General features: G+C 60.1%; 20 protein-coding genes. 7 read left to right on the forward strand and 13 right to left on the reverse strand.

The genetic code is table 11. The features are described from left to right. Positions 1-567 precede the first annotated feature (567 nt). The 3 genes from ppk1 (at position 568) to DW003_RS10120 (ending at position 4,865) form a co-directional block, all read left to right on the forward strand. Positions 568-2,994 (forward strand): polyphosphate kinase 1, encoded by a 2,427-nt coding sequence (ppk1, locus tag DW003_RS06285; protein ID WP_118388147.1) that lies wholly within the window; start codon positions 568-570, stop codon positions 2,992-2,994. 85 nt (positions 2,995-3,079) lie between these two features. Continuing rightward, the gene (gene rlmD, locus DW003_RS06290) at positions 3,080-4,408 is read left to right on the forward strand and encodes a 23S rRNA (uracil(1939)-C(5))-methyltransferase RlmD (protein ID WP_118388149.1); all 1,329 of its coding nucleotides are present in this window, start codon (positions 3,080-3,082) and stop codon (positions 4,406-4,408) included. A gap of 178 nt (positions 4,409-4,586) precedes the next feature. Further along, positions 4,587-4,865: an IS3 family transposase gene (locus tag DW003_RS10120; protein WP_199407134.1), complete on the forward strand. Its 279-nt coding sequence runs from the start codon at positions 4,587-4,589 to the stop codon at positions 4,863-4,865. A gap of 175 nt (positions 4,866-5,040) precedes the next feature. Here DW003_RS10120 and DW003_RS06300 read toward each other — a convergent pair whose 3' ends face one another. The 3 genes from DW003_RS06300 to DW003_RS06310 form a co-directional block, all read right to left on the reverse strand. Then, positions 5,041-6,489: a PTS transporter subunit EIIC gene (locus DW003_RS06300; RefSeq protein ID WP_118377168.1), complete on the reverse strand. Its 1,449-nt coding sequence runs from the start codon at positions 6,487-6,489 to the stop codon at positions 5,041-5,043. Between the two features lie 31 nt (positions 6,490-6,520). Beyond that, positions 6,521-7,951: a 6-phospho-beta-glucosidase gene (locus tag DW003_RS06305; protein ID WP_117638211.1), complete on the reverse strand. Its 1,431-nt coding sequence runs from the start codon at positions 7,949-7,951 to the stop codon at positions 6,521-6,523. A 122-nt stretch (positions 7,952-8,073) separates the two neighbouring features. After that, positions 8,074-9,054, reverse strand: a complete 981-nt coding sequence (locus DW003_RS06310) for an EamA family transporter (protein ID WP_117638210.1) — start codon at positions 9,052-9,054, stop codon at positions 8,074-8,076. Positions 9,055-9,680: 626 nt separating this feature from the next. Here DW003_RS06310 and DW003_RS06315 point away from each other — a divergent pair. From DW003_RS06315 to DW003_RS06325, 3 genes are all read left to right on the forward strand, one after another. Further along, entirely contained in the window at positions 9,681-10,223 is a 543-nt protein-coding gene (locus DW003_RS06315; protein ID WP_117638209.1) for a DJ-1 family glyoxalase III, read from the forward strand. After that, positions 10,220-10,801 carry a nucleoside triphosphate pyrophosphatase gene (locus tag DW003_RS06320; RefSeq protein WP_117638208.1) on the forward strand — a complete coding sequence of 194 codons (582 nt, stop codon included), beginning with the start codon at positions 10,220-10,222 and terminating at the stop codon, positions 10,799-10,801. The genes DW003_RS06315 and DW003_RS06320 overlap by 4 nt, the downstream gene beginning before the upstream one ends. A 100-nt stretch (positions 10,802-10,901) precedes the next feature. Next, positions 10,902-11,903 (forward strand): P1 family peptidase, encoded by a 1,002-nt coding sequence (locus DW003_RS06325; RefSeq protein WP_117855644.1) that lies wholly within the window; start codon positions 10,902-10,904, stop codon positions 11,901-11,903. 376 nt (positions 11,904-12,279) lie between these two features. Here DW003_RS06325 and DW003_RS06330 read toward each other — a convergent pair whose 3' ends face one another. Then, the gene (locus tag DW003_RS06330; protein ID WP_118388151.1) at positions 12,280-13,311 is read right to left on the reverse strand and encodes a glycosyltransferase family 2 protein; all 1,032 of its coding nucleotides are present in this window, start codon (positions 13,309-13,311) and stop codon (positions 12,280-12,282) included. Next, complete coding sequence (gene glf / locus DW003_RS06335) at positions 13,304-14,506, reverse strand: UDP-galactopyranose mutase (RefSeq protein WP_117637508.1); 1,203 nt, start codon at positions 14,504-14,506, stop codon at positions 13,304-13,306. Before glf ends, DW003_RS06330 begins: the two co-directional genes overlap by 8 nt. A gap of 231 nt (positions 14,507-14,737) precedes the next feature. Between glf and pta the strand changes: the two genes are divergently transcribed. After that, positions 14,738-15,718, forward strand: coding sequence for a phosphate acetyltransferase (pta, locus tag DW003_RS06340; protein WP_089573084.1), 981 nt, complete (start codon positions 14,738-14,740; stop codon positions 15,716-15,718). 352 nt (positions 15,719-16,070) lie between these two features. On the opposite strand, the gene DW003_RS06345 is transcribed toward pta, so the two are convergent. The 8 genes from DW003_RS06345 to DW003_RS06380 all read right to left on the reverse strand — a co-directional run bounded on the left by DW003_RS06345 (position 16,071) and on the right by DW003_RS06380 (position 23,890). Then, a complete protein-coding gene (locus DW003_RS06345; RefSeq protein ID WP_117637507.1) occupies positions 16,071-17,249 on the reverse strand; it encodes an acetate/propionate family kinase in 1,179 nt (392 codons plus the stop codon). Between the two features lie 164 nt (positions 17,250-17,413). Further along, positions 17,414-18,592 carry an acetate/propionate family kinase gene (locus DW003_RS06350; RefSeq protein WP_117583927.1) on the reverse strand — a complete coding sequence of 393 codons (1,179 nt, stop codon included), beginning with the start codon at positions 18,590-18,592 and terminating at the stop codon, positions 17,414-17,416. A 120-nt stretch (positions 18,593-18,712) separates the two neighbouring features. Continuing rightward, the gene (locus DW003_RS06355; protein ID WP_118388153.1) at positions 18,713-19,873 is read right to left on the reverse strand and encodes an MFS transporter; all 1,161 of its coding nucleotides are present in this window, start codon (positions 19,871-19,873) and stop codon (positions 18,713-18,715) included. A gap of 119 nt (positions 19,874-19,992) precedes the next feature. Further along, positions 19,993-20,883: a LysR family transcriptional regulator gene (locus DW003_RS06360; RefSeq protein ID WP_117637505.1), complete on the reverse strand. Its 891-nt coding sequence runs from the start codon at positions 20,881-20,883 to the stop codon at positions 19,993-19,995. Between the two features lie 41 nt (positions 20,884-20,924). Further along, positions 20,925-21,260 carry a histidine triad nucleotide-binding protein gene (locus DW003_RS06365; RefSeq protein WP_117637504.1) on the reverse strand — a complete coding sequence of 112 codons (336 nt, stop codon included), beginning with the start codon at positions 21,258-21,260 and terminating at the stop codon, positions 20,925-20,927. Positions 21,261-21,309: 49 nt separating this feature from the next. Beyond that, positions 21,310-21,576, reverse strand: coding sequence for an exodeoxyribonuclease VII small subunit (gene xseB, locus DW003_RS06370; protein ID WP_006234311.1), 267 nt, complete (start codon positions 21,574-21,576; stop codon positions 21,310-21,312). A gap of 42 nt (positions 21,577-21,618) precedes the next feature. Further along, positions 21,619-23,070: an exodeoxyribonuclease VII large subunit gene (gene xseA, locus DW003_RS06375; protein ID WP_316242815.1), complete on the reverse strand. Its 1,452-nt coding sequence runs from the start codon at positions 23,068-23,070 to the stop codon at positions 21,619-21,621. Between the two features lie 115 nt (positions 23,071-23,185). Then, positions 23,186-23,890: a zinc metallopeptidase gene (locus DW003_RS06380; RefSeq protein ID WP_118388155.1), complete on the reverse strand. Its 705-nt coding sequence runs from the start codon at positions 23,888-23,890 to the stop codon at positions 23,186-23,188. Positions 23,891-24,091: the final 201 nt, after the last annotated feature.

Raw genomic sequence — 24,091 nt, forward strand, 5'->3', positions numbered from 1 at the left:
TGCAGACCTTTCGTCATGGCCTCCTACCTTTCTTTCGGGCCTTTCGGCCGAATCTATCAGCGCCCTTCCGTAACGGGCACTGCTTGCTGACAGCTCTAGTTATATCCAAATTCCACCCGCAATTCCACCTCGCCCCCGAACGGTCAACAAAGTGCGATGAACGGTATATCGCATGTGATTCCCCCATGACGCACTTCGGCGCTCTAAAGTACCTTTTCAAAGGTAAACGCTCTTTTTCCTATAAATTATCCCCCATCGCATCTATAAATCCATGATTCAGAATTGCATAGGTAAAACGGTTTTATGTATATAAATGAAGCTAGCCCACGTTTTGGACCGAATTCGATGATATTCAGCTTGCCATCATTCTTATTCACGCATCCTTATCAGTTGAGTGAGAATATTGAACGCTAGCAATAGTGTCGCGAGCGTTAGTTCTATGGCCGGGCATCGTAAGAAGTAGGTAAAGATACCGTTCGCGCGATACGTCCGTGCCAGCGGGCGACTAAATTGAGACAATAGTAAGTAGAGTTGGGCTATCGTCCCCTGCGGGGACTGAACGGACAGATGCATATGCCGAGCAAAATCGAAAAAAAGCAAGCCGCTGCAAAGCTGCGTAAGCCGCCGCGTGATTTTTCGTATACGCAAAACCGAGAGCTTAGCTGGCTGCGCTTTGACAACCGCGTACTTGACGAGGCATTCGACGAGACCGTTCCGCTGTTTGAGCGCCTCAAGTTCGTGTCAATCTTCGAGTCCAACCTCGACGAGTTTCTCATGGTGCGCGTGGGCGGCCTGTCCGACCTGGCAGAACTCAAAAAACAGCCCGTGGACAACAAGAGTAATATGACCGCCTCTGAACAGGTCGATGCCGTCATGGCCGAGATGCCCGGGCTCCTTACCCGCTGGGAGACCATCTTCAAGAGCATCGAAGGCAAGCTCGACGCCCTGGGCGTTCACCGCGCTCGCATCGACTCGCTTACGCCCGAGGAACGCACCTTTGTCACCCGCTACTTCCAGGCCTACGTGTCGCCGGTCATCTCGCCGTTGGTCATTGACCCGCGCCACCCCTTCCCCAACCTGCGCAATGGCGCGCTCTATCTGGCCTGTGGTCTGGACGGCGCCACCGACGAGGAGAGCCTGCTGGGCCTTATCGAGATTCCCGCCTCGATGAACCGCGTGGTCGAGATCCCCTCGCCCACCGGCACCTACTCCTACATCTTGCTCGAGGACGTCATCCTCGCCTGCCTGGATAGCTGCTTTGGCTCCTATAAGCCGCTGGATCGCGCGCTGATCCGCGTCACTCGCAATGCCGATATCGACCCGGACGGCGAGGGCGTCGAAGAGGAAGAGGACTACCGCCAGCACATGAAGCGTATCCTTAAGAAGCGCCTGCGTCTGCAACCGGTAGTGCTTGCCGTCTCCGGGTCGCTCGAGAAGGCGACGCTCAAGACCATCCGCAAGGCGCTCGAGCTTTCGCGCCGCTCTGTCTTTACCTGCGATATCCCACTCGACCTGGGCTACGTCTTCGGCATTGAGGGCAAGATTCCCGAGCACCTGCGTAACGAGCTGCTCTTTACGCCGTTTAGGCCGCAGTCCAACCCCAACATCGACATGACCCGCTCCATCCGCGAACAGGTGTTGCAGCACGACAAGCTACTCTTTTATCCCTATGAGGCCATGAACCCGTTCTTGGACCTGGTGCACGAGGCCGCCTATGACCCCGAGTGCATCTCGTTGCGCATCACGCTCTACCGCGTGGCCAAGCAGAGCCGTCTGTGCGAGTCGCTGATCGATGCCGCCGAGAACGGCAAAGAGGTCACGGTGCTCATGGAGCTCCGTGCCCGCTTTGACGAGCAGAACAACATCGAGTGGGCCGAGCGCCTGGAAGAGGCCGGCTGCACCGTCATCTACGGCTCCGAGGGCTTTAAGTGCCACTCCAAGATCTGCCAGCTCACCTATCGCGAGGGCATGGCGCTAACGCGCCTGACGCTGCTGGGCACCGGCAACTTTAACGAGAAGACGGCCAAACTCTACAGCGACTTTATGCTCATGACCGCCCACCCCGGCATCGGCGAGGACGCCAACCTGTTCTTCCGCAACCTGTCGCTGGGCAACCTGCGCGGCGACTACCGCTTCCTGGGTGTGGCACCCGTCGGACTGAAACCGCTCATCATGCGCGGGCTTGACCGCGAGATCCAGCGCGCCCTTGCCGGCGAGCTCGCCCGCGTGTTCTTTAAGCTCAACTCGCTGACCGACCGCGAGGTTATCGACAAGATCGCCGAGGCATCGTGTGCCGGCGTGCGCGTAGACATGATCATCCGCGGTATCTCGTGCCTCAAGCCCGGTGTTCCGGGCAAGACCGAGAACGTGTATGTCCGCTCCATCGTCGGACGCTTTTTGGAGCATGCACGCGTTTACGCCTTTGGCGTGGACTCGGACATGATCTATCTGAGCTCGGCCGACATGATGACGCGCAACACCGAGCACCGCGTGGAGATTGCCTTCCCCGTGCTCGACCCCACCTGCCGCGCCCTGGTGCACGAGTACATGGGCATGCAGCTGCGCGACAACGTGAAGGCCCGCAGCCTCACGAGCGACGGCACCTGGGTCCCCGTGGAGCGTGCAGAGGGTGAGAAACCCTTCAACTCGCAGGAAGCCCTGCTGGAGCGTGCCTATCGCAACGCCGAGGCCGCGCCCGAGCCCGTCATTGAGGCAAAACCCGCCCCCGAGCCCGAGCCGCAGCCGGTAGCACCCAAGGTCCAGAAGGTCCAGGCAACCGTCATTGAACCCGACCTGGAATCCGAACCCGAGCCTGCGCCCCAGCCCCAGCCTCAGCCGCAGACCGCTAAGCCCGCGCCCCATGCAAGCGCCCGCCGCGAGAAACCCGCCGGCAAGACCAAGGCCATCGAGCGCCATCGCCCCGGCCGCGTGCGTATGGGTCTGGGCCTGATCGGCTTAGGCCTTAAGACGCTCATTACCGGCAAGACGAAATAGACGTTTGTAGAAGCGCCCCGCATTTGAGGAAAGCCTCGGATGCGGGGCGCTTTTCCCTGCTACCATGGTGCGAATAACAACGCGAATGACAGGCAGGAATATGAAGCTCACCATAGAATCGATGACGTATGGCGCCGATAGTCTGGCGCACGCCGACAACGGCAAGGCCGTATTTGTGCAGGGCGCCGTGGCGGGCGATACCGTCGAGGCCGAAATCGTGCAGGACGGCAAATCGTTTATGCGCGCCCGCACCACCGAGATTCTGGAGCCAAGCCCCGATCGAATTCAGCCTCCCTGCCCCTTCGTGGGCGTCTGCGGTGGCTGCTCGTGGGGCAATCTCTCGCGCACCGCTCAGCTTGCCGCCAAGGAGCAAAACCTGCGCTCCACGCTCGAGCGCATCGGCAAGTTCACCCCTGAGCAAGTCGACGAGCTGGTGCAGCCCATCCGCCACACCAAGGACGATTGGGGCTACCGCAATAAAATTGAGCTCGAACCGACCGTCGTTAACGGCCGCGTTCGTCTTGGCATGCACGGCGTCGATCCCAGCAAGATCGTGACCGTCGATTCGTGCCCGCTGTTCGATAAGCGTTTTCCCAAGGCGCTCAAATCGGTCGTCGGCGCGCTTAACTATCTGAGCGGCAGCCACGACCTGGGCTTGGAGCGCGTGGGCATTCGCGCCTCGCGTCGCACCAAAGCGCTCGAGGTCGCGCTCTGGACGCCCACGGGGTCGTTTCCGCGCTCGCAAGTCTCGCGCGTGCTGGCAGACGCCGCACACCCCACGAGCATAGTGCGCGTTATGAGCAAGGGTGAAAAGAAGGCCCGCCGCGTCTCCAAGGTTGAGATGCTCGCCGGCGAGGGCTCCTGGACCGAGAACATCGCCGACGGTCAGATGCGCTTGTCTGCCCCGTCTTTTTTCCAGGTCAACACCAAGGGTGCCGAGATTTTGATCGAGCTTGTCATGGAAGCGCTCGACCCGCAGGAAGACGAGCTTGCCGTGGACCTGTACTGCGGTGCCGGCACCTTTACCCTGCCGCTCGCCCGCCGCTGCGATTTTGTCGCCGCCGTCGAAGCCTATGGCCCGGCCGTGCGCGATCTACGCCGTAACCTGGAGATTAACAAAATCGATAACGTCGACGTCATCGGCGGCGACGCGGTGCGCGAGTTCCCCGATCAGGACGCCGATGTCCTGGTAGTCGATCCGCCGCGCGCGGGCTTGGCGCCCGAGGCCATCGACCTCATCGCGAGCACGAGTGCCCGCGATGTCGCCTACGTGAGCTGCGACCCGGCGACTCTAGCCCGCGACCTCAAGCGCTTTGTCGAGGAGGGCACCTTCTCCCCCGTCAAGATCACGCCGGTCGACCTATTCCCGCAAACCTTCCACTGCGAAACCGTCGTCCACCTCAAGCGTAACTAGACCGTTTGCCCAAGACCACGCCCGATGATTTTTCTGGGACGGGGATAAAAAAATTTGTTCTGAATGATTATTTAATCCCCGTCCCGAAATTGAACCGCCCCCTCATTTCTTGGACATTAGAAATGAGGGGGCTTCTTTATGGACGGGAAAGTCGGACACGACGCCACGCTGAGGACTCTTGCAGCAGAGTTTTGCGACAGGGGATACGGGCGCACCGAAGGCCGAAGGGCGCCCGGACCCGGCCGGGGCCGGCGGCGCGCGAGGGCGAGCTCTTGCGACGGAGCTGCTGCCCGGGCGCCTGAAGGACGAGTTCTACAGGAACCGGACGTGGCGGAGCTTCGAGGAGTTCAAGCGGGACCTCCACGCCTACACCGTTCACTGGAACAAGAGGAGGCAGGTTAAGCAAAAGGGACTGACCCCGGAGGAGTTCCGGAATCAGTCCCCATGTGCGGCATAGGCCGCTAATTGACCCGTCTAAGTTTCGGGGCGCAGTTCATTTCAGCGCCGCCCGAGAAAGCTAAACGCCTTCTGACAGGTTGTCCCGGGCCGAGGGCGGCCACCTTGATCGCCCTCGGCCCTCACCCACCTCAACTGCTCCTCAATTACATAGAGCTGATTGAGGAGGGCGCAAGCTAGTGGGCGCCTTCCTCCTCGTCGTTGGGTCGGTAGGTGATGAACTCGATAACAAAGGCCAGGACGGCGGAGATGAGCGAGGCGATGATCGCGAAGATCATGTGGGAGATCCCGGCGCCACCAGGGGTCCCGTCGATGAAGTTGAGCAGGTTGAAGACGCCGAGGCCGCCCGAGATGTACATGAGAGCGCCAGTCATTCCCACGATAGCGCCGCCCACGGCGGAGCTCAGGCATGCCACGACGAACGCGCGCTTGTTGGGGAGGGCGATGCCGTAGATGCCCGGCTCGGTGACGCCGAAGAAGAAGGCGGAGATCATCGCGGGAAGGGCGATGCCGCGGAAGCGCTCGTCCTTGTTTCTGAGGTACATGGCAAAGATGACCGCTCCGAGTGCGAACCCGTGGCCGATGGTGGCGGCGAGCACGCTATCGTGGCCGAGGGTGTTCAGGTTCATGATGGAGATGGGGATGAGGCTCCAGTGGAAGCCGAAGATGACGAGGCACATCCACAGTCCGCCGACTAGGGCGCTGCCCAGGACGGAACCAACCACGGGGAGCTGGAAGATGAACGAGAACGCCGCGCTCAGCAGGTTGGTGATGAGGGTGGCCACCGGGCCGATGATGAGGTAGCCCAAGACGATGGAGACCGTCATCGTGGCGAGCGGGACAAGGAACATCTTGAGCGCAGCCGGCATCCAGCTCTTGAGCCAGCGCTCAAGGATAGAGCCGAACCACACCATGAGAAGGACGGGGATCACCGAGCTCACGTAGCCGGACACGGGCATGATGATGGGGAGCCCGAGGGCGGTGGCGTACCACGAGAACGTGCCGGCCACGCCGAGGTCGATGCTGCCGAGCGCCTCGCCCGAGGTCAGGGCGACCATCGTCGGGTAGAGGAGCGCCACGCCGATTGCCACGCCGGTGAACTCGTTCATGCGGAACTTGCGCGCGGCACTGAACGCCAGGGCGACGGGAAGGAAGTAGAAGAAGCCGTCAGCCACGGTGTAGAGCAGCGTGTAGAGGCCGTCGTTTGCAAAGGCCGGGACGAAGTAGGTGATGAGGGCAAGCAGTCCCTTCATGATGCCTGCGGCGGCAAGCGGTCCCAGGATGGGCTGGAAGATGCCAGAGATGAGGTCGATGATGACGGAGGCAACGGTCTTATCGCCCTGGGGCTCGTCGTCGGCGCTTGCGCCGCCCGAGAAGTTGCCGGCCTCCAGGACCGCGTCGTAGACGTCCTCGACGATGTTGCCCACGACCACCTGGTACTGGCCGTTGGCCTGGATGACCTGGATGACGCCCTTGAGGGCCTCGATCTTGGCCGTGTTGGCGCGGGACTCGTCCTTGAGTTTGAAGCGCACGCGCGTGATGCAGTGCGCGACGCTGGCGACGTTCTCGGCGCCGCCTACGTTCTCGAGTATGGATCTGGCCAGGTCGTCGTATTTTTCTGCCATTATTTTCTCCTTAGTGATATTGCCCGGGTGGTTAGCCCAGGTCGCCTCCGTTGGTGGCGATGGCCTGTTGATACCAGTAGAAGCTCTTCTTGCGCCTGCGCTCGAGCGTGCCGTTGCCCAGGTTGTCGCGGTCCACGTAGATGAAGCCGTAGCGCTTCTCCATCTCGCCGGAGCCCGCGCTCACGAGGTCGATCGGCCCCCAGGTGGTGTAGCCGAGCATCTCGACGCCGTCCTGCTCGATAGCGTCGCGCATGGCCTCGATGTGCTCGCGCAGGTAGGCGATGCGGTAGTCATCCTCGATCGTGCCGTCGGGAAGCACCTCGTCATAGGCGCCGAGGCCGTTCTCCACCACAAAGAGCGGCTTCTGGTAGCGGTCCCAGAGGTCGTTGATCGTGATGCGGAACCCCAGCGGGTCGATGACCCAGCCCCAGTCGCTCGTGCGCACGTAGGGGTTCTCCACGCCGGCGAAGGCGTTGCCCTCGGCGACGCCGCCCACGGAATCGGGGTCGCCCGCGGTACAGCGCGAGGAGTAGTAGCTAAACGAGATGAAGTCGACGGTGTTCTCCGCAAGGATGCGCTCGTCCTCGGCGGTCATGCCCACGTCGATGCCCTCGCGCTCGAGCATCTTGAGCGCGTAGCCGGGGTAGTGCCCGCGTGCCTGCACGTCCACGAAGAAGAGGTCCTCCTGGTTCTTGACCTGCGCTGCACGGACGTCCTCGGGACGACAGGAGTAGGGGTAGTAGCTTCCCGCGGCGAGCATGCAGCCAACCTTGTTCTCCGGGTCGACCTCGTGGGCGATCTTGGTGGCCCAGGCGCTCGCCACGAGCTCGTTGTGCGCGGCGCGGTACTCGGCCTCGCGGGCATTCTCCCCGGGCTCGAGGACGATGCCGGCGCCCATGAAGGGACGGTGCAAGATCATGTTCATCTCGTTGAACGTGATCCACCAATGCACGAGGCCGCGGTAGCGGTTGAAGAGCACCTTCACGAGCCGCTTGTAGAGCTCGATGAGGGCGCGGTTTCGCCAGGCGCCGTACTTCTTGACGAGGTGGATGGGGCAGTCGAAGTGCGTGATGGTCACGAGGGGCTCGATCCTGTGCTCGCGGCAGCAGCGGAACACGTCCTCGTAGAAGGCGAGCCCGGCCTCGTTGGGCTCCTCCTCGTCGCCATTGGGGAAGATGCGGCTCCAGGCGATGGAGAGGCGAAAGACCTTAAAGCCCATCTCCGCGAAGAGGGCTATGTCCTCGCGGTAGTGGTGGTAGAAGTCGATGCCCGTCTGGGCCGGGTAGTAGTACCCGGGCTCGAAGTCGAGCATGCGCCTCAGGCCGCGGCTTACGTCGTTGCGCTCCGGCCCGTGTGGGATGACGTCGACGTTGGCAAGGCCGCGGCCGCCCTCGTCATAACCTCCCTCGCATTGGTTGGCGGCGGTGGCTCCTCCCCAAAGGAACCCTTTTGGAAATGGCATGGTGCCTCCTTCTCTCTGGCGCCCCCATCTCTGCGGGGGACGCTTTATAACGTCCTTGCGGCCTCGCGCGCCTGGCCCGTGGCCCTTTCCCTGATGCGCGCGGGCCGCCTGTGAAGGGGTGACTAGCTGACGGCTTGTCCTGCGGCGGCGCGACGTGCCTCCCGGCCTCCAAGCAGGGAGGGGACCTGTGCCAGGCACACGCCGGCGAGGATGATGGCGACGCCCAGCCACTCGACGACGCCGAGCGGCTCGCCGAGGACGATCATGGCGATGAGCAGGCCGGCGGGGAGTTCCGCGGCGGCCATGACGGTGGACAGGCCCGCGGGCAGGTGCGGAGAGCCCATGCCGAAGAGCAGGACCGGGCAGAGCATGCCAAAGAAGCCGGCGATGACGGCAAAGGGCAGGATGCCCTGGGCGAGGACGCCCGAGACGACGTAGTCCGGACACACCGTGAGCGACATGACCACGGAGCCCGCGCATACGATGACGCCACGCTGCTCGGACGAGCAGGGGGCCTCGACCTTGCCGGAGAGGGTGACAAAGAGGGAGCAGGACACGGCCGCCCCCAGCGCGCAGAGCAGGGCCACGGGGTCGTACCCGGTGATGCCGGTCTTGTAGACGCCGCTGGCGAACACCGTTCCGAAGACGATGACCAGGGCGGAGGCCACTTGGAGGAGCCTCGGCGGCCGGCGCGTCATGACGGTCTGCCACACGAGCCCCAGCCACGTGAACTGGAAGAGGAGCGTGAGTGCCACCGGGGCGGGCAGCACGCTCATGGCGTAGCAGTAGAGGATTGAGGTGAGGCAGGTGAGGGCTCCCAGGCCCATGAGCTTGAGGGCGAGCTTCCAGCCCACGCGCTGCCAGCGGTGCCCGAGTGCGTGCCCTGCGAGCGTGGCGAGGGCGAAGAAGAGGCAGCCGAACCACGCCTGGCTCGCCACCACCTGCGCTGAGGTGAAGCCCGCGGCGTAGGCGAGCTTGTAGGTCGTGGCCATCGCGCCGTAGCAGGCGCCGCCCGCAAAGACCTGGAGCGCCGCCTTGACCTGCCCCGCGCCCGCGGCTCCCGCCTCGGCGGTCTGTTGCTTGATTGTGTTTGTTTCTGCCATTAGGCTCCCTTCCGTCTGCTGTCTTGCAGATGCACGTCTCGTGCGTCTGTTCCCTGCAGTCGGAAGGTGGGCTCGTGCGGTCTTCTGGCGGTGCATGTGGTACCTGCTGCCAAGACGAAAAAAGCCACGCAACCGACTGCTCGGTTGCGTGGCAAAAAGGTGGCTAGCGCCCAGAAAAGTCCACGCGTTTTTAGACTGGGACAAAGTACTACAACAGGTGAGATTCCGTCAAGAAAAACCGAAGAAAAAAGTGAGCCTCTGCCCGCCGTACCTGTAGCGGTCGTTTCCCCGAACGGGGCGGTGCTGTTGGGGGCTGTCTCGATCTGTAACAGTAAGACCCGGTTTTGGTCCGTAGATGTTACAGATTTAGACGTTTTGTCGGGGCGGTTTCCGTTTGTCTTGATCTGTAACAGTTAGGGGTCAAAAGTGGGTCTAGATGTTACAGATTGAGATTGTTGAGGATGGGTGAGGGTAGCTAATTCGGACGGGGCTATTTTAGCTACCCTGCAAGTGGGGTAGCTAAAATAGCCCCGTCCCTTTTTAAACAATGGAAAATCGAGCGTGGCAAGCGGAGGTCTTCGGGGTATAAGACGGCTAATTGTATGCCGCCCATGAAAGGAGCCCTCATGCCCAGCGTTGCCGTTCTCGCCGCCGATGGCTTTGAAACTATTGAATGCTTGACCATGGTCGATGTCATGCGTCGCGGCGGCGTGCGTGCCACGCTCGTCTCGATCATGCCCACGCGTGAGGTCGTAAGCTCGCTGCAGATCCCCGTGACCTGCGATGCGCTCTTTGATGAGATCAACTTTGACGAGTACGACTGCGTCGTGCTGCCCGGCGGCCTGCCCGGTGCCACCAACCTGCGCGCCGATCAGCGCGTCTGCGACGTGGTCTGCGAGTTCGCCGCGACCAAGCACGTTGCCGCCATCTGCGCCGCCCCGTTTATCCTGGGCGAGCTCGACCTACTCGAGGGGCGCCAGGCCACGTGCTTCCCTGGCTTTGAGAAAAGCTTCCCCGAAGGCGCCTATACCGGCGAGAAGGTTACGCAAGACGGCAACATCATCACCGCCAGCGGCATGGCCCAGTCGCTCCCCTTTGCGCTTGAGCTGCTGCGCACACTCGCCGGCGACAAGGCCGTCGAGAAGGTCGCCGAGGGCATTCAGCTATGATTTTGGCTTCGCAATCACCGCGCCGCATCGAGTTGATGCGCGAGGCGGGCTATGACATTCACGTGATTCCCGCAGATATCGACGAAACGCCTTTTGATGGCGAGGCCCCGCTTACGCTCGTTGAACGCTTAGCACGCGCCAAAGCCGCCTCCGTTGCCGCCGAGCATGCCGAGCCCAACGAACTGACCGTCGCGGCCGATACTATTGTCACCTTCGATGGCAAGATTCTGGGCAAGCCGGCAACCGAGGACGAGGCGCGCACCATGCTCCGCGAGCTTTCGGGCCGCACGCACCAGGTCGCAACCGGCGTCTGCATCGTTAAGGCAGGCGACACGGCCGCTCCGCATGCCGCCGAGAGCCTGTCGTTTGTCGATGTGACCGACGTGACGTTCTATGAGCTTACCGAAGAGCAGATCGAGCGCTATGTTGCCTCCGGCGAACCCATGGACAAGGCCGGGGCCTACGGCATCCAAGGCACAGGCGGCCGCATGCTTGTGCACGATATTTCGGGTGACTTCTACAACGTGGTGGGCTTGCCCATCGCTCGCGTCGCACGCGCGATTCAAAAACTCTCGTAATTGCATCTGGCGCTGGTTATCCCCCAGCGCCTACAATTTTGCCGTACCGTACGGATCCCGACCGGGCATAAGGCCCGGCGGAAAACCGATAGGAGAAAACATGGACACACTGCTCGAAGCCATCGATGTTTGCAATGTCGATGGCTTTTGCTTTGGCAACTATACGGACGAGGAGGCTGGCACCGGCTGCACCGTAATCGTGGCGCCCGAGGGTGCCACCGGTGGCGTTGACGTACGTGGTGGCGCCCCCGCTTCGCGTGAGACCGACCTGCTGCGTCCCGAAAACACCGTCGATAAGGTCCACGCCGTCTGCCTTTCGGGCGGATCGGCCTTTGGCCTCGAGGCTGCAAGCGGCGTGGCCCGCGAACTCGAGAGCCGCGGCATTGGTCTGCCCGTCGGCCCCACGCAGGTGCCCATCGTGTGCTCCAGCTGTATCTTCGACCTTGCCTTTGGCGACCCCACCGTTCGCCCCGACATTGAGGCCGGCATCGCCGCCGTGCGCGAGGCGCTCGACAACACCCCCACCATGCTCGAGCAAGGCAATGTGGGCGCCGGCACCGGTGCCACCGTAGGTAAGCTCATGGGCCCTGCCACCTGCATGAAGGCCGGCCTTGGCGCTGCCGCCGTGGCGCTCGGCCCCATCAAGGTGGGCGCCGTGGTCTCGGTCAACGCCTGCGGCAACGTTGTCGACCCCCTCACCGGCGAGTGGGTCGCCGGCATGCGCGCCTCAGCCGATAGCGACCAAATCGTCGATATGGAACTCGCAGCCTTTGCCGCCGCCGGATCCATGCAGATGCCGCTCGACCGCACCAACACCACCATCAGCTGCATCGTCACCAACGTGGAACTCACTAAGGCACAAGCCACCAAGGTCTCCCAGATGGCCGCAGACGCCTACGCACACGCCATCCGTCCCACGCACACCACCAACGACGGCGACACCATCTACACCCTCGCCAGCGGCAAACTGGGCGCCCAGGCAAACGCCGCCGTTCCCCTAGACCTGCTGGGCATGCTCGCCGTAAGGGCTTTGCAAACCGCCATCGTAAACGGAGCCAAAACCGCCAAAACCTCCCACGGCATCCCCGGCGCCGCGAAGTAATCTCACTCGTCCGCCGGTCGGAGGCGGGCGGGCATTACGTTTGCTGCTCTACAGTCCTATGCAAGACGAAGGCCACATTAAGTGGCCTTCTTTGCATGCGGAACTCGCGACAAACGTAATGCCCGCCCGCCTCCGACCGACTTCCAACCTTATTCTTTTCAGCTCAGGCCCCTGTGTACCGCGCGTCTAAGGTCTTCAAATTCAACTAACCTGACAATCGATTCTTATAGCAGAGGCCCCTTGGCCTTTAGTTTGATACAAGTTCCGCACGAGCCGGAAAGCACTTAATGTGCTTTCCGTGCGAGCAGGACTGTTCGCAGTAGCAAACTAAAGGCCAAGGGGCCCAGTCAACCTAACAGCAGCGATTACTCGGCAGTTAGTTGAATTTGAAGATCTTTGAGGCAAGACGGTATAGGCCGAGTGTGGTTTTGTCTCCGGCACGACCGCGGAGGTTAGTGAAGAAGCCGACCACACCGTAACGTGCACGACGATACATACGCTCGTCATAGGCCTTCAAATCATTCCACAGCGTCTTCAGGCGCTCATCGGCACAATCCTCGTCGGAAAGCTTGGTGAGCACCGAGCAGATCGCCATCATCATGGTGAAGTAGCCCATCATGTACGAACGCAGACGCGACGACTCGACATCGCTGTACAGGTGGTACGACTCCATCATGATACGCGTAACACGGAACTGCTGGTCCAGACGCTTGACCATCGTGGCCTCGTTGACACTCTGGCCCTCGCGACCGATAAAGTAGCGATAGAGGTCGATGTCGGCGTAGTACATGGTCTTACAACGCGGCAGCGGCACGTAGGCGTAGATGTTGTCCACATAGAACGTGTGCGGCGGCATGGGCAGGCTGGACTCGCGCAGCACATCCGTGCGATAGCACAGGCTGTGCATGAGCAGATTCTGGTCCAAACGGAAATGGCCGATCTGGTCCCAGGTAAAGATCTTTTTTCGAGGCAGGGCAAACTTGTAACCAATGGCCGTATGCGTACCCTCGTAAACCTTCTCGTACACGTAGTTCGAGATAAACAGGTCAACGCGCTGGTCGCGCTCTTCAAAGCCGCGCAGAATCGACAGCATGGTCGAAAGGGCAGCGCCGTCAAGCCAGTCGTCCGAGTCGACGACCTTGTAGTAGGTGCCCTGCGCCTCGCGCAGACCCGAAAGGACGGCAATACCGTGGCCGCCATTCTCCTGGTGCACCGCGCGGATGATTCCAGGATAACGGGCCTCCCACTCGTCGGCCTTGGCGGCCGTCTCATCCTTGGAGCCGTCGTCCACCACGATAATCTCGATATCGGTGGCGTAATTGCTCCCCTCCAAGATGGAGGTGATGCAATGGTCCATGTCCTTGGCGGCGTTATACGAGGGAATACCGAATGTTATGACTTTATGCATGGCAGGCGATAATCTCATCCGAAAGATCGAGGGCGGAATTGGTCACGGCATCCATATCGTAGTAACGATACTCGGCCAGACGACCCACCGGGTGGAAGTTTGTCAGGTTCTGGACGCGCTCAAGATAGCGCTCATAGAGCTCACGGTTCTCGGGCTCAAGAATGGCGTAATACGGCGTCTCGCCCGAGCCGGGCGTATAGGCCTTGGAGTACTCCTTCATGATGGTGGTCTTGCCGGGCAGGACCTGACCAGTCATGTTCTTGAACTCGGTAATGCGGGTGTAGTCCTCGCTCGTGGTGTAGTTGACGGTGCCCACGGGCTGGAACTGATCCATATCGAGCGTCTCGAACTTCATGTCGAGCGTACGGTACGGAAGAGCGCCCAGGTCGAGGTTGAACAGCTCATCGAGCGGACCGGTATAAACGATCTCGCCGCCGTAGACCTTGCCACCGATCTTGACGGTGGTCTCATCGATCTCAAAGAGATCGCGGGCGTCCACGTCGCAGAACACGTCGATCAGGTCGTGGTCGAGCATATGCTCGAACAACGCCGTGTAGCCGTCCTGCGGCATACCCTGGAAGGGAGCCTGCGGGAAGTAGCGGTCATCATCGCCCACAAAGATGGGAACGCGGCCGGTGATCGAGGGGTCGATCTGATCGGGCGTCTGGCCCCACTGCTTCATGGTGTAATGCAAAAAGACGTTCTCGTAGACGTAATCGGCGACCTCGGCAAGATCCGGGTCGTTCTTCTTACGCAGCTCCATGATGGGCACCTTGACATCCTTGCCAAAGGTCTCCACGAGCTTCTGATACAGCTCCTCGCCGCGCTCGTCACCAAAGGCGAGCTTGAGACTCGCATGGTTAAAAGGCACGGGCATAAGGGTGCCGTTGATGTTGGCGAGCACCTTGTGCTGATAATCCATCCACTTGGTAAAGCGCGACAGGAAATTGTGCACGCGCTCGTTAAAGGTGTGATAGATATGCGGACCGTACTCGTGGACCAGGATTCCGGCCTCGTCAGTGCAATCATAGGCATTGCCCGCAATGTGGCTACGGCGCTCCAAAACGGCAACACGATAGCCGATGGTCTCGGCAAGACGGCGGGCGCAAACGGCACCGGCATATCCAGCACCGACGACAATCATGTCGTACGCGCCGGCGTTAAAGCCTTCAGGCAGGCCTGAGGTAATCTGCATCGATACTCCTTGTCAAAAGCCACGGGCTCGTTAGCTGGGCTTTTCTCGAACATTCTTCGAGACATATTTATCAGAGCGATTATAGCGCTAATGCGTCCTATAATGAGCTTGCCACACAAGGAAAGCTCAAGCACCGCGGCGTACATAATTGAAAGGTAAACCCGCAAGCAGCGGGTTTATTCGTAAACAGCCGGGCGCCTGGAGCTTAGCGAAACGCTTGCAAGGAGTAACATGAGCGATTTCCTAAACCGTATGAAGTCTGCCGCCAAGGCCGACCTTAAGACCATCGTCCTGCCCGAGGGCGAGGATCCGCGTACCATCGTCGCGGCCAACAAGATCATCGAAGAAGGCCTGGCCAACATCGTCATCCTGGGCGATCCCAACGAGATCAACGTTCCCGGCGCCACCGTCATCGATCCGCGCAATGCCGAGAAGCACGAGGAGTACGCGCAGAAGTTTGCCGAGCTCCGTGCCAAGAAGGGTGTCACCATCGAGCAGGCTCGCGCCCAGGTGATGGACGCCACCTACTTTGGCACCATGATGGTCAAGATGGGCGACGCCGACGGCCTGGTCTCCGGCGCCTGCCACTCCACCGCCGACACCCTGCGCCCCGCGCTGCAGATCCTCAAGACCGCCCCGGGCACCAAGCTGGTCTCGGCCTTCTTCGTGATGTGCACCGACACCCCGCAGTTCGGCACTGACGGTACGCTGATCTTCGCCGACTGCGGCCTCAACATCAACCCGTCCTCCGACGAGCTCTCCGAGATCGCCATCGCCTCCGCTCACTCCTGGTCCACCTTCATGGGCAACGTTGAGCCGCACGTGGCCATGCTCTCCTACTCCACCATGGGCTCCGCCGGCGGCGAGGTCGCCAAGAAGGTCCAAGAGGCCGTGAAGTTCTGCAAAGAGAAGGCTCCCGAGCTCGCCATCGACGGCGACCTGCAGCTCGATGCCGCTATCGTCCCCACCGTCGCCCAGCTCAAGGCTCCCGGCTCCTCCGTTGCCGGCAAGGCCAACGTGCTCGTGTTCCCCGACCTCGAGGCCGGCAACATCGGCTACAAGCTGGTTCAGCGCTTCGCTGGCGCCGACGCTTACGGCCCCATCCTGCAGGGCATCGCCAAGCCGGTCAATGACCTTTCGCGCGGCTGCTCTGCCGACGACATCGTGGGTGTCGTGGCCATCACCGCCGTCCAGGCTCAGATGGCTGAGTAGCGGACGCACTCGCCCGAAGGCCGTACGGGCTAACCCCTGAAAACGTCCTCGACCAATGAAACGCCCCCGTTCTGCTCCTTCGGAGCTACGAACGGGGGCGTTTCTGGTCTGCGGAATGTTTTCAGGGGTTAGCCCGTACGGCCTTCTACTGCTACGAAGCATTCAGAGCATCTGGAGTGGACGGCGGCTTGGCTACGAGCTGGGGCTGAGGATCTGAATGGATGGGTGTCATTGCTGGGAGCGCAGGCGTTACTGGTGATGATCACTTTGGGACTGGAATTTCCGCCTGCTAGCAAAAAGGCCTCCTGAGCTGCTGCTCAGGAGGCCTTTCGTTCAATCGCAAGCGAACGCACTAGTTATTCGCGGTCAGACGCTCGACGTCGTGGGCGATCATGTATTCCTCGTCGGTGGGGATGACCATGACCGTGACGGAAGAGCCGGCGGCGCTGATGACCTGCGGGCCGTTACCCACGGCCTCGCGGTTCTTGTTGTTGTCGATGCGCACGCCCAGCCACTCGAAGCAGTCGCAGAAAGCCTTGCGGATCGACCAGTCGTTCTCGCCAATGCCGGCGGTAAAGGTAATGGTGTCCACGCCCGCCATGGAGGCAATCATGGAGCCGGCCTGCTGCATGGCCTTGTAGGCGAACATATCGAAGGCGAGCAGGCAGCGCTCGTCGCCCTCGGAGGCGCGCGTACGGATGTCACGGGCGTCGTTGGAGATGCCCGAGATGGCAAGCAGACCAGACTGCTTGTTCATCATGTCATCGACTTCCTGGTAGCTGTAGCCGCCCTCGCGCTGCAGGTAGCACACGGTAGCCGGGTCAATGGAACCACAACGGGTGCCCATCATCAGGCCGTCGAGCGGCGTGAGACCCATCGTGGTATCGCGGCATACACCGTCCTCGATGGCGGCGAGCGAAGCGCCGTTGCCCAGATGACACGAAAGCAGACGGTGGCAGCGCGAACCCAGGATCTCCTTGGCCATCATCCACTCATAGCGGTGGCTTGTGCCGTGGGCGCCGTACTTGCGCACGTGATACTTGTCACGCACGTCCTTGGGCAGGGCGTAGGTGTAGGCGACCTCGGGCATAGTCATGTGGAACGAGGTGTCGAAGACGGCCACGTTGGGCAGCTCCGGATACTTCTCGCGACAATACTCGATTGCCGCTGCCTCGCCGTAGTTGTGTAGCGGGGCAAGCGGTGCCACCTCGAGGATCTTAGCCATGACCTCATCGTCAACGACCGCGGAATCGTCAAAGTACCAGCCACCCTGAACAATACGATGCCCAATGCCATCGATCGTAAAGTCGGTCTTCTCGAGCTCTTCGAGCACGCGTGCGATAGCCGAACGGTGATCCGGGAAGGGGGCCTCCTCGGTTTGCTTGGCGCCACCGTTCTCGGAGTGGCCAAAGATGCCCACGTCCGAACCGATACGTTCGCAGTTGCCCTTGGCGAAAACCTCGCGGGTATCGGTATCCAAAAGCTGATATTTAAGGCTTGAGCTACCGGCGTTGACAACAAGTACGTTCATGAGACTCCTTTGCAGTGCGATACGGTCGGCGCAGACCCCTTAAGGCGGCCGCATGTTAATAAGAAGTTATCACAACTTAATAAATAACTATCAGGCATATCGCCCAACGAGCACAAAAGAGGGGCCGAACGGCGCTCGGTCGTCCAGCCCCTCCCCTTTTGCAATTACTTGCCGTTGACGATGCGCTCGACGTCGGAAGCGATCATGAACTCCTCGTCCGTGGGGATAACGAAAATCTTAACCTTGGAATCCTTGGCAGACAGGCACCAAGCGCCGTCACCACGCAGGGCGTTGCGGGCATGATCCATCTTGACGCCCATAAAGGCCAGACGGTCGGCAACGCCGGCGCGGACGGCCGGAGCGTGCTCGCCGATGCCGGCGGTAAAGACCAGGGTGTCCATACCGCACATAGAAGTGGCCATCTCGGCAGCCTTGGCGGCAATCTTGTAGACAAACATGTCGAAGGCGAGCTGAGCCTCGGGGTCGCCAGCGGCAGCGAGCTCCTCGACGTTGCGGCAGTCGTTGGTCTTGCCGCCGGTCACAGCCAAAAGGCCGGACTTCTTGTTCATCATCTCGTCGACCTCGTCGAAGGTGTAGCCGCCCTCGCGCTGCAGGTAGCACACGGTAGCCGGGTCGATGGAGCCGCAGCGGGTGCCCATCATGACGCCGTCGAGCGGCGTCAAGCCCATGGTGGTGTCCATGCACTTGCCGTCCTCGATGGCGCACAGGGAAGCGCCGGAGCCGATATGGCACACGACGACCTTGCGGGCCCCGCCGTTGGTCATCTCGGCGACCTTCTTGGAGATGTAGCGGTAGCTGGTGCCGTGGGCGCCGTACTTACGGATGTGCAGCTTGTCGCAAACATCCTTGGGCAGAGCGTAAGTCTTGGCGACCTCGGGCATGTTGAAGTGGAAAGCGGTGTCATAGACCGTGACGTTGGGCAGGTCGGGATACTGCTCCAGGCAGTACTCGATAACGTTGGCCTCGGGGTTATTGTGCAGCGGGGCGAGCGGAGCAACCTCGCGGATCTTGGCGAGGACGTCCTCGTCGACGAGGGAGGAATCACCGAAGTACCAACCGCCCTGAACGATACGGTGGCCGATACCCTCGATCTTGACGCCGTTGGCCTCAAGGTCCTTCAGGACGACCTCGATGGCGACCTTGTGGTCGGGGAACTCGATGTTCTCGGTCACCTTCTTGGAGCCGTTGGCAGCGTGGGTGAAGGTGCCGCCGGTAAAGCAGACGCGCTCGCAGGAGCCCTTTGCGGACACCTTGTGGGACTTGGTATCGATGACCTGATACTTAAGGGTCGAAGATCCTGCGTTGACGACCAGAACGTTCATGTGTCTCCCTACTAACAGGCGGTGTGGCGCCGCCAGGTTACATACGCTTCAATAATAAACCCAAACGCCCTCGCGCTCGGGTTTATTGCGTTGATATATAAGTTATCGGTGCCCAAATACTCATGACCTTTGGCGTGTAAGACGAAAGAGCGCGGGGATATACACAAGGGAAGAAATCCCGAGCGCGACAAGCAATACGACTCGAATGCCCGCAACGCTACTCAACACAGCGTTGAGCAGATAGAAAAGAACGGCACCCACCGCCACCATCTGGCTTTGAACCGAAATCAGTGAACAGCGCATCGAAGAATCGGCTGCCTTTTGAAAAATTGAGTATTTAATTGGAGCAAATAACGAGTACGCAACCGTCTGCAGCACATAGAACACGGGCAGCAAATTAGCCGGAGTAAGGGGAATCAAAAACAAAGCTGTCAGGAAAAGGCGCACGATGCCGCAAATACGCGCAAAGCGGCCCTTGTCGACATGAGCAATCGCACAGGGCACAATAAGTCCCATGGAGGCCGAGACAAGGAGCTGGACCGCAATGGTCACACCCGAAGCGACGGCATTCATTCCGCGACCCGCAAGCAGCAGTGAGAAAAAGTCTTCCAGGGCGACAAAAGCAAATGCCTGAGAACAGTCCATGATGAACGCTGAACGAAGAATGCCATTACCCGCAATAGCGGCACCGATCATCTTCGGGCTAATCCCATGTTCAGGTGTCGTCGCAGTGCCCCCTCTTCGCATCTCAGGAATGCAGACAACGACAAGCAACGTCAACACCATTGCGATGATATCTGCCGAAAGACCAATGAGATATGCACCGACAGACGAAATGAAACCGCCCACGCAAGCGGAGATGGCATAAGAGGCATAGAAAACAAATCGCTCAACGACATTAAGTCTTACGAGCTGGTCCTGAGAGACGCTGTCAATGTAAATCGCTTCGATGGATCCGCTCACACACGCAACGGCAAAACCCTTGAGAGCGAACGCACCGATTAAAAGCAGGGGAGAACGGACGAGAAGCAGGGCGGCGTAGTATCCAAGCATTCCCACGACGCCAACGAGACCGCTTGTCTTTCGTCCAAACCTATCAGCAATATAGCCAGTGGGAACTTCAAGGATGAACTTGCTCACTTGATATGCAATCATCATGCTAGAAATCGCCACCATCGAAAGTCCGACGAACTCAAGGTAGACAGTTAGAAAATACAAGATGGTGCTGAAGTTCGACAGAAAAACGAACGTCATATAAAGCAAAACCGTACGGTTTTTCATGCTCCGCCCTCCAAGAGTCAGCAATCTAAATCGGAATCTTGGAAAAGCATGAGGGCAAAGCTGTCAGCTATGTGTTACAAGGCGTCAATAATCACTTGATGCCTCGAAGCCAATTAATCTCACGAAGCAAGATGACGCAATAGGTGCAGAAAAACCGTCTGGTGTCGATCAGTCCAGGAATTTTGCCGATAGCAAAAGTAGATAGGCAAGGTTACATCACGCGAACCTTCAATGGAGCACTCACTCACTTCTGACCCATCCGATGCGAGAGAGGACCCAGACAAACTCAATATCAATCCCCCGGCTTGAAGAAACTCAGTCTGAGCCCTGCTTCCGTATTCAACATCACGGAAGCGAAAATTGACGAGCTGGGCTTCGGGACATTGATTGATTGCATTGAGACAGGGTGACAAATTAATGGGAACAGCGAGCCGGCCGCCCAGTAACTCGCGAATGGTCATGGCGCCCACAGATTGATGACCCGCTGGGCATGAAAGAACCTTGAGCTCCTTTTCACCCAAGTATTTCGAAGAAAGGACACTGTCCCTTGGTTCCTCAAATGAGATGGCCGCATCCGAAATACCAAGCACAAGTGATTCAAAGCATGTAGCCGTTGGCTGATGCCACACATCAAGGTGAATCTGAGGATGCGAGCGTTCAAACGAGTCATACCAGTTTTCGGCAAAAAGGCGCCCCCGCCCATGAAGGCAGGGGGCGTAAAGACGAAAGTGGCCATCGGGCGAAACGCCGTCGCTCCCCGATTGAGCGTACTTTTTGAGATCGTCGACTTGTGCCAGGATCACGCGTGCACGACGCGCAAATTCTCTGCCCGCCGAAGACAAAACAGCCTCCCCCGCCGATCGGTCGAGCAAAACAATCTGATACTCAGATTCCAACTTTTTGATTGCCGACGAAACAGCCTGCGGACTCACATGAACGGCGCGAGCTGCTTTGCGCACGCCGCCATAGTTCGCTACCGCTTGAAGGTATTCGAGTTGAGAAAGCTGCATAGATTACTCCAAAGGCAGCCAAGTCGACGGGCTACGCGCCCTCAGATGAGGTTCTCGTCCAGGTTTTTGCCGCCGAGGACGTGCATATGGAAGTGCATGACGGTCTGGCCGGCGTTAACGCCCTTGTTGGAAATGACGCGGAAACCGTCCTCCAGTCCCTTGGCCTTGGCGACCTCCTGGATGGCGTGAGCCATGGCGCCCATGGTCTCGGCAGGCACGTTGTCGGCGATGTCGCTGTAGTGCTTCTTGGGGATCACGAGCGTGTGGACCGGCGCCTGCGGGTTGAGGTCGTCGAAGGCGATGACCTGGTCGTCCTCATAGACAACGGTCGAGGGGATCTCGTGGTTGGCAATTTTACAGAAGATGCAATCGCACATAGCTGGTTCCTTTCTTACAGACCAAGGTAATTATATTTGGTCGAGATGCTTAGAACGAAAGGTTATCATCGGTGTTGGCGGCCTCGCCGTCGGCGAGCACGTCGTTGCCGTCGACGTCCTTAAGGAGCACCGAGACCTTCTGCTCGGCATCGGACAGGCGGGTGCGCAGGCTTTTGAGGAGCTCGACGCCGCGGGTGTAGCTCTCGAGCGACTCCTCGAGCTCCATATCGCCCGACTCCAGGCTGCGGATGATGAGCTCCAGCTCCTGCGAGGCCTGCTTGTACGTAAGCTGCTCTACCGGGGTCTTCTCTGCCATATCTGTTTCCTTTCCTAAGGGTCTATCACTGCGAAACGCGGTCTACTCGACCGTATCGACCGTTGCTGCCACGTTGCCGTCTGCCATGCGCACGCGAATGGCGTCGCCAGGCTTAAAGGTCTTGGCACTCGTAGCCACACCATCATCGCTGTACGCGATGGAATAGCCGCGAGCAAGCACTTTGAGCGGCGACAGGGCATCGAGCGACGCTGCCGCACGGCTCAGGTCGGACGCTGGCTTGCTGAGCATCGTGCGCCCTTGATGCTCTAGGCGGGAACTCGCAAGCGTGAGCGCATGGCGCTTACCATCGAGCCCCGAGGTGCTTGTAATCAGACGCTCGGGCAAGCGCTCAAAGTTGGAGCGGAATGTCCCGACCGAGCGTACTATGGCGCCCGACAGGCGATCGGCAGTCAGCGCAAGCTCCGATTCGCGACGCTCGACCATAAATGTGGGGTCGTTGAGGCACGGGCGACACGCAGCGGCATCGAGCGCATCACCCAAGCGAGCCGTATAGGTATCCCAGGCACGGCGACCGCGCTGATCGAGCATCTCCAGGTCGACCTGGGCCGACCCAATCATCGATGCCATCGCGGCACCCAGACGCTGATGGCGCGCCTCGAGCACATCGGCCAACTCCGTCATAGCCGGCGCCACCGATTCTGCCGCCGCCGTGGGCGTGGAGGCGCGTCGGTCGCTCACCATGTCGCAAATCGAGGTATCGGGCTCATGGCCAATGCCGGTCACCACGGGCACAGGACAAGCCGCCACCGCGCGGGCAAGCTCCTCGTCATTAAAGGTCATGAGGTCCTCAAAGGAACCGCCGCCGCGCACCAGCAAAATACAGTCGGGCGCCGGCGTAATGGAAGCGGCGCGGCGCAAGCCCTCAATGAGCTCGGCCGGCGCACCCTCGCCTTGAACCTTGGCGCCCACGCAAACGAGCTCGACGAGCGGGTTGCGACGACGCAACGTGCGCTTGACGTCGTCGATTACGGCACCCGAAAGCGAGGTGACGACCGCCACGCAGGAGCAGAACACCGGGATGCGGCGCTTGCGCGCTTCGTCCATCAGGCCCTCGCGGCGTAGCTTTTCGGCCAGTTGCGCCACTTGTTGACGCAGCAGGCCCTCCCCCGCCAACGAAAACGAGCGGGCAACAAAGCTCATGCGGCCCGTGGCCTTATAGAGATTGAAGCTGCCCTTAAAGCTCACCTGCATGCCGTCGCGCAAATCGAAGGTGCGCTTGAGATAGGCGCCCTTCCAGATGATGCAGTCGACGGCGGCCGAGTCGTCTTTAATCTGGAAGTAGCAGTGGCCGCTTCGGGCGTTGGGACCACGGAAACCCGTGACCTCGCCCAGGACACTCAGCTGCGGAATGGCATCGAGCGCACCGGCGGCGATCTCTACCGCCTGGCTCACGCTGAGCTCCTTACGCTCCTGCTCGTCCGAACCGTCGAACTCGGCGGAAACGGCATTGCCGGTTAGATTCCAGCCTGCCACGCAGCCTCCTTTCGTCATCGTGCACAAGGGCTCCGGCCCTGCGCAAATTCAAGTCCAACACATAGTACAGCGCCGCGAGGACACGAATCCCCGCGGCGCCTGCCTGTCCCATTTGTTATCGGTTGGAGTTTCTGTTGTATCGAGCCATAAGATAGAGCAGCTGAATAATCGAGGTGAGCGCCGCAGCCACATAGGTAAGCGCGGCGGCCGTCAGCACCTTCTTGGCACCGTTGACCTGCTGGGAGCTCATACCCGACTGCTCAATATACGCCACGGCGCGCCGACTAGCATCAATCTCGACCGGTAGCGTAACCAGTTGGAACAGCACGCTAAACGAGAAGAAGATCAGTGCGAGGGTCGTGAGTCCCGCGATGTTCATAAACAGGCCCATGAGCAGCACGATGGTCCAAGTGTTCTGGGTAAAGTTGACGACCGGCACGAGGGCGGTGCGTACCTTCATCATGGCATAGCCGCTTTGACGCTGCGCGGCATGGCCTGCCTCGTGACAAGCGACAGCAACGCTTGCGACCGAGCCGCCCGAACGGTTGGAATCCGACAGATACAGGTTATTGTCCTGCGGGCTGTAATGGTCGGTGAGCTCACCGGCGACGCCCTTGATACCCACGGCGTTGCAACCGTTGGCGTCGAGCATGCGGCGAGCGACCGTGGCACCCGTGTCGCCGTCCGAGCGAACCTTGGACCACGTCTTGTACGTCGAATTGATATAGCTCTGCGCAGCAAGGCCAAGCACCGTGCAGACAAGAACAACCAGCAGGTACAGCGGGTCGATGCCAAAGCCATATCCATAGTAATAGGGCATGCGAATTCCTCCAAATCGAGTTACACGTTGGAGGCATTCTACCCACTCGCCCAGCAGGCAAATCAACATCGATGTTTTGGCAATGTCAGCGAAAACGGCCGAGAGCGAGCAAGGTGACGTGAAAGAGAAGCGACGCGTACTTTGGTACGCGAGCGACGATTGAACGTCAGATTGCCGCTCTCGGCCGTTTGCAGCGTCGAG

The sequence above is a fragment of the Collinsella sp. AF36-3AT genome (assembly GCF_003475205.1).
In the GTDB taxonomy this organism is placed as follows: domain Bacteria; phylum Actinomycetota; class Coriobacteriia; order Coriobacteriales; family Coriobacteriaceae; genus Collinsella; species Collinsella aerofaciens_AF.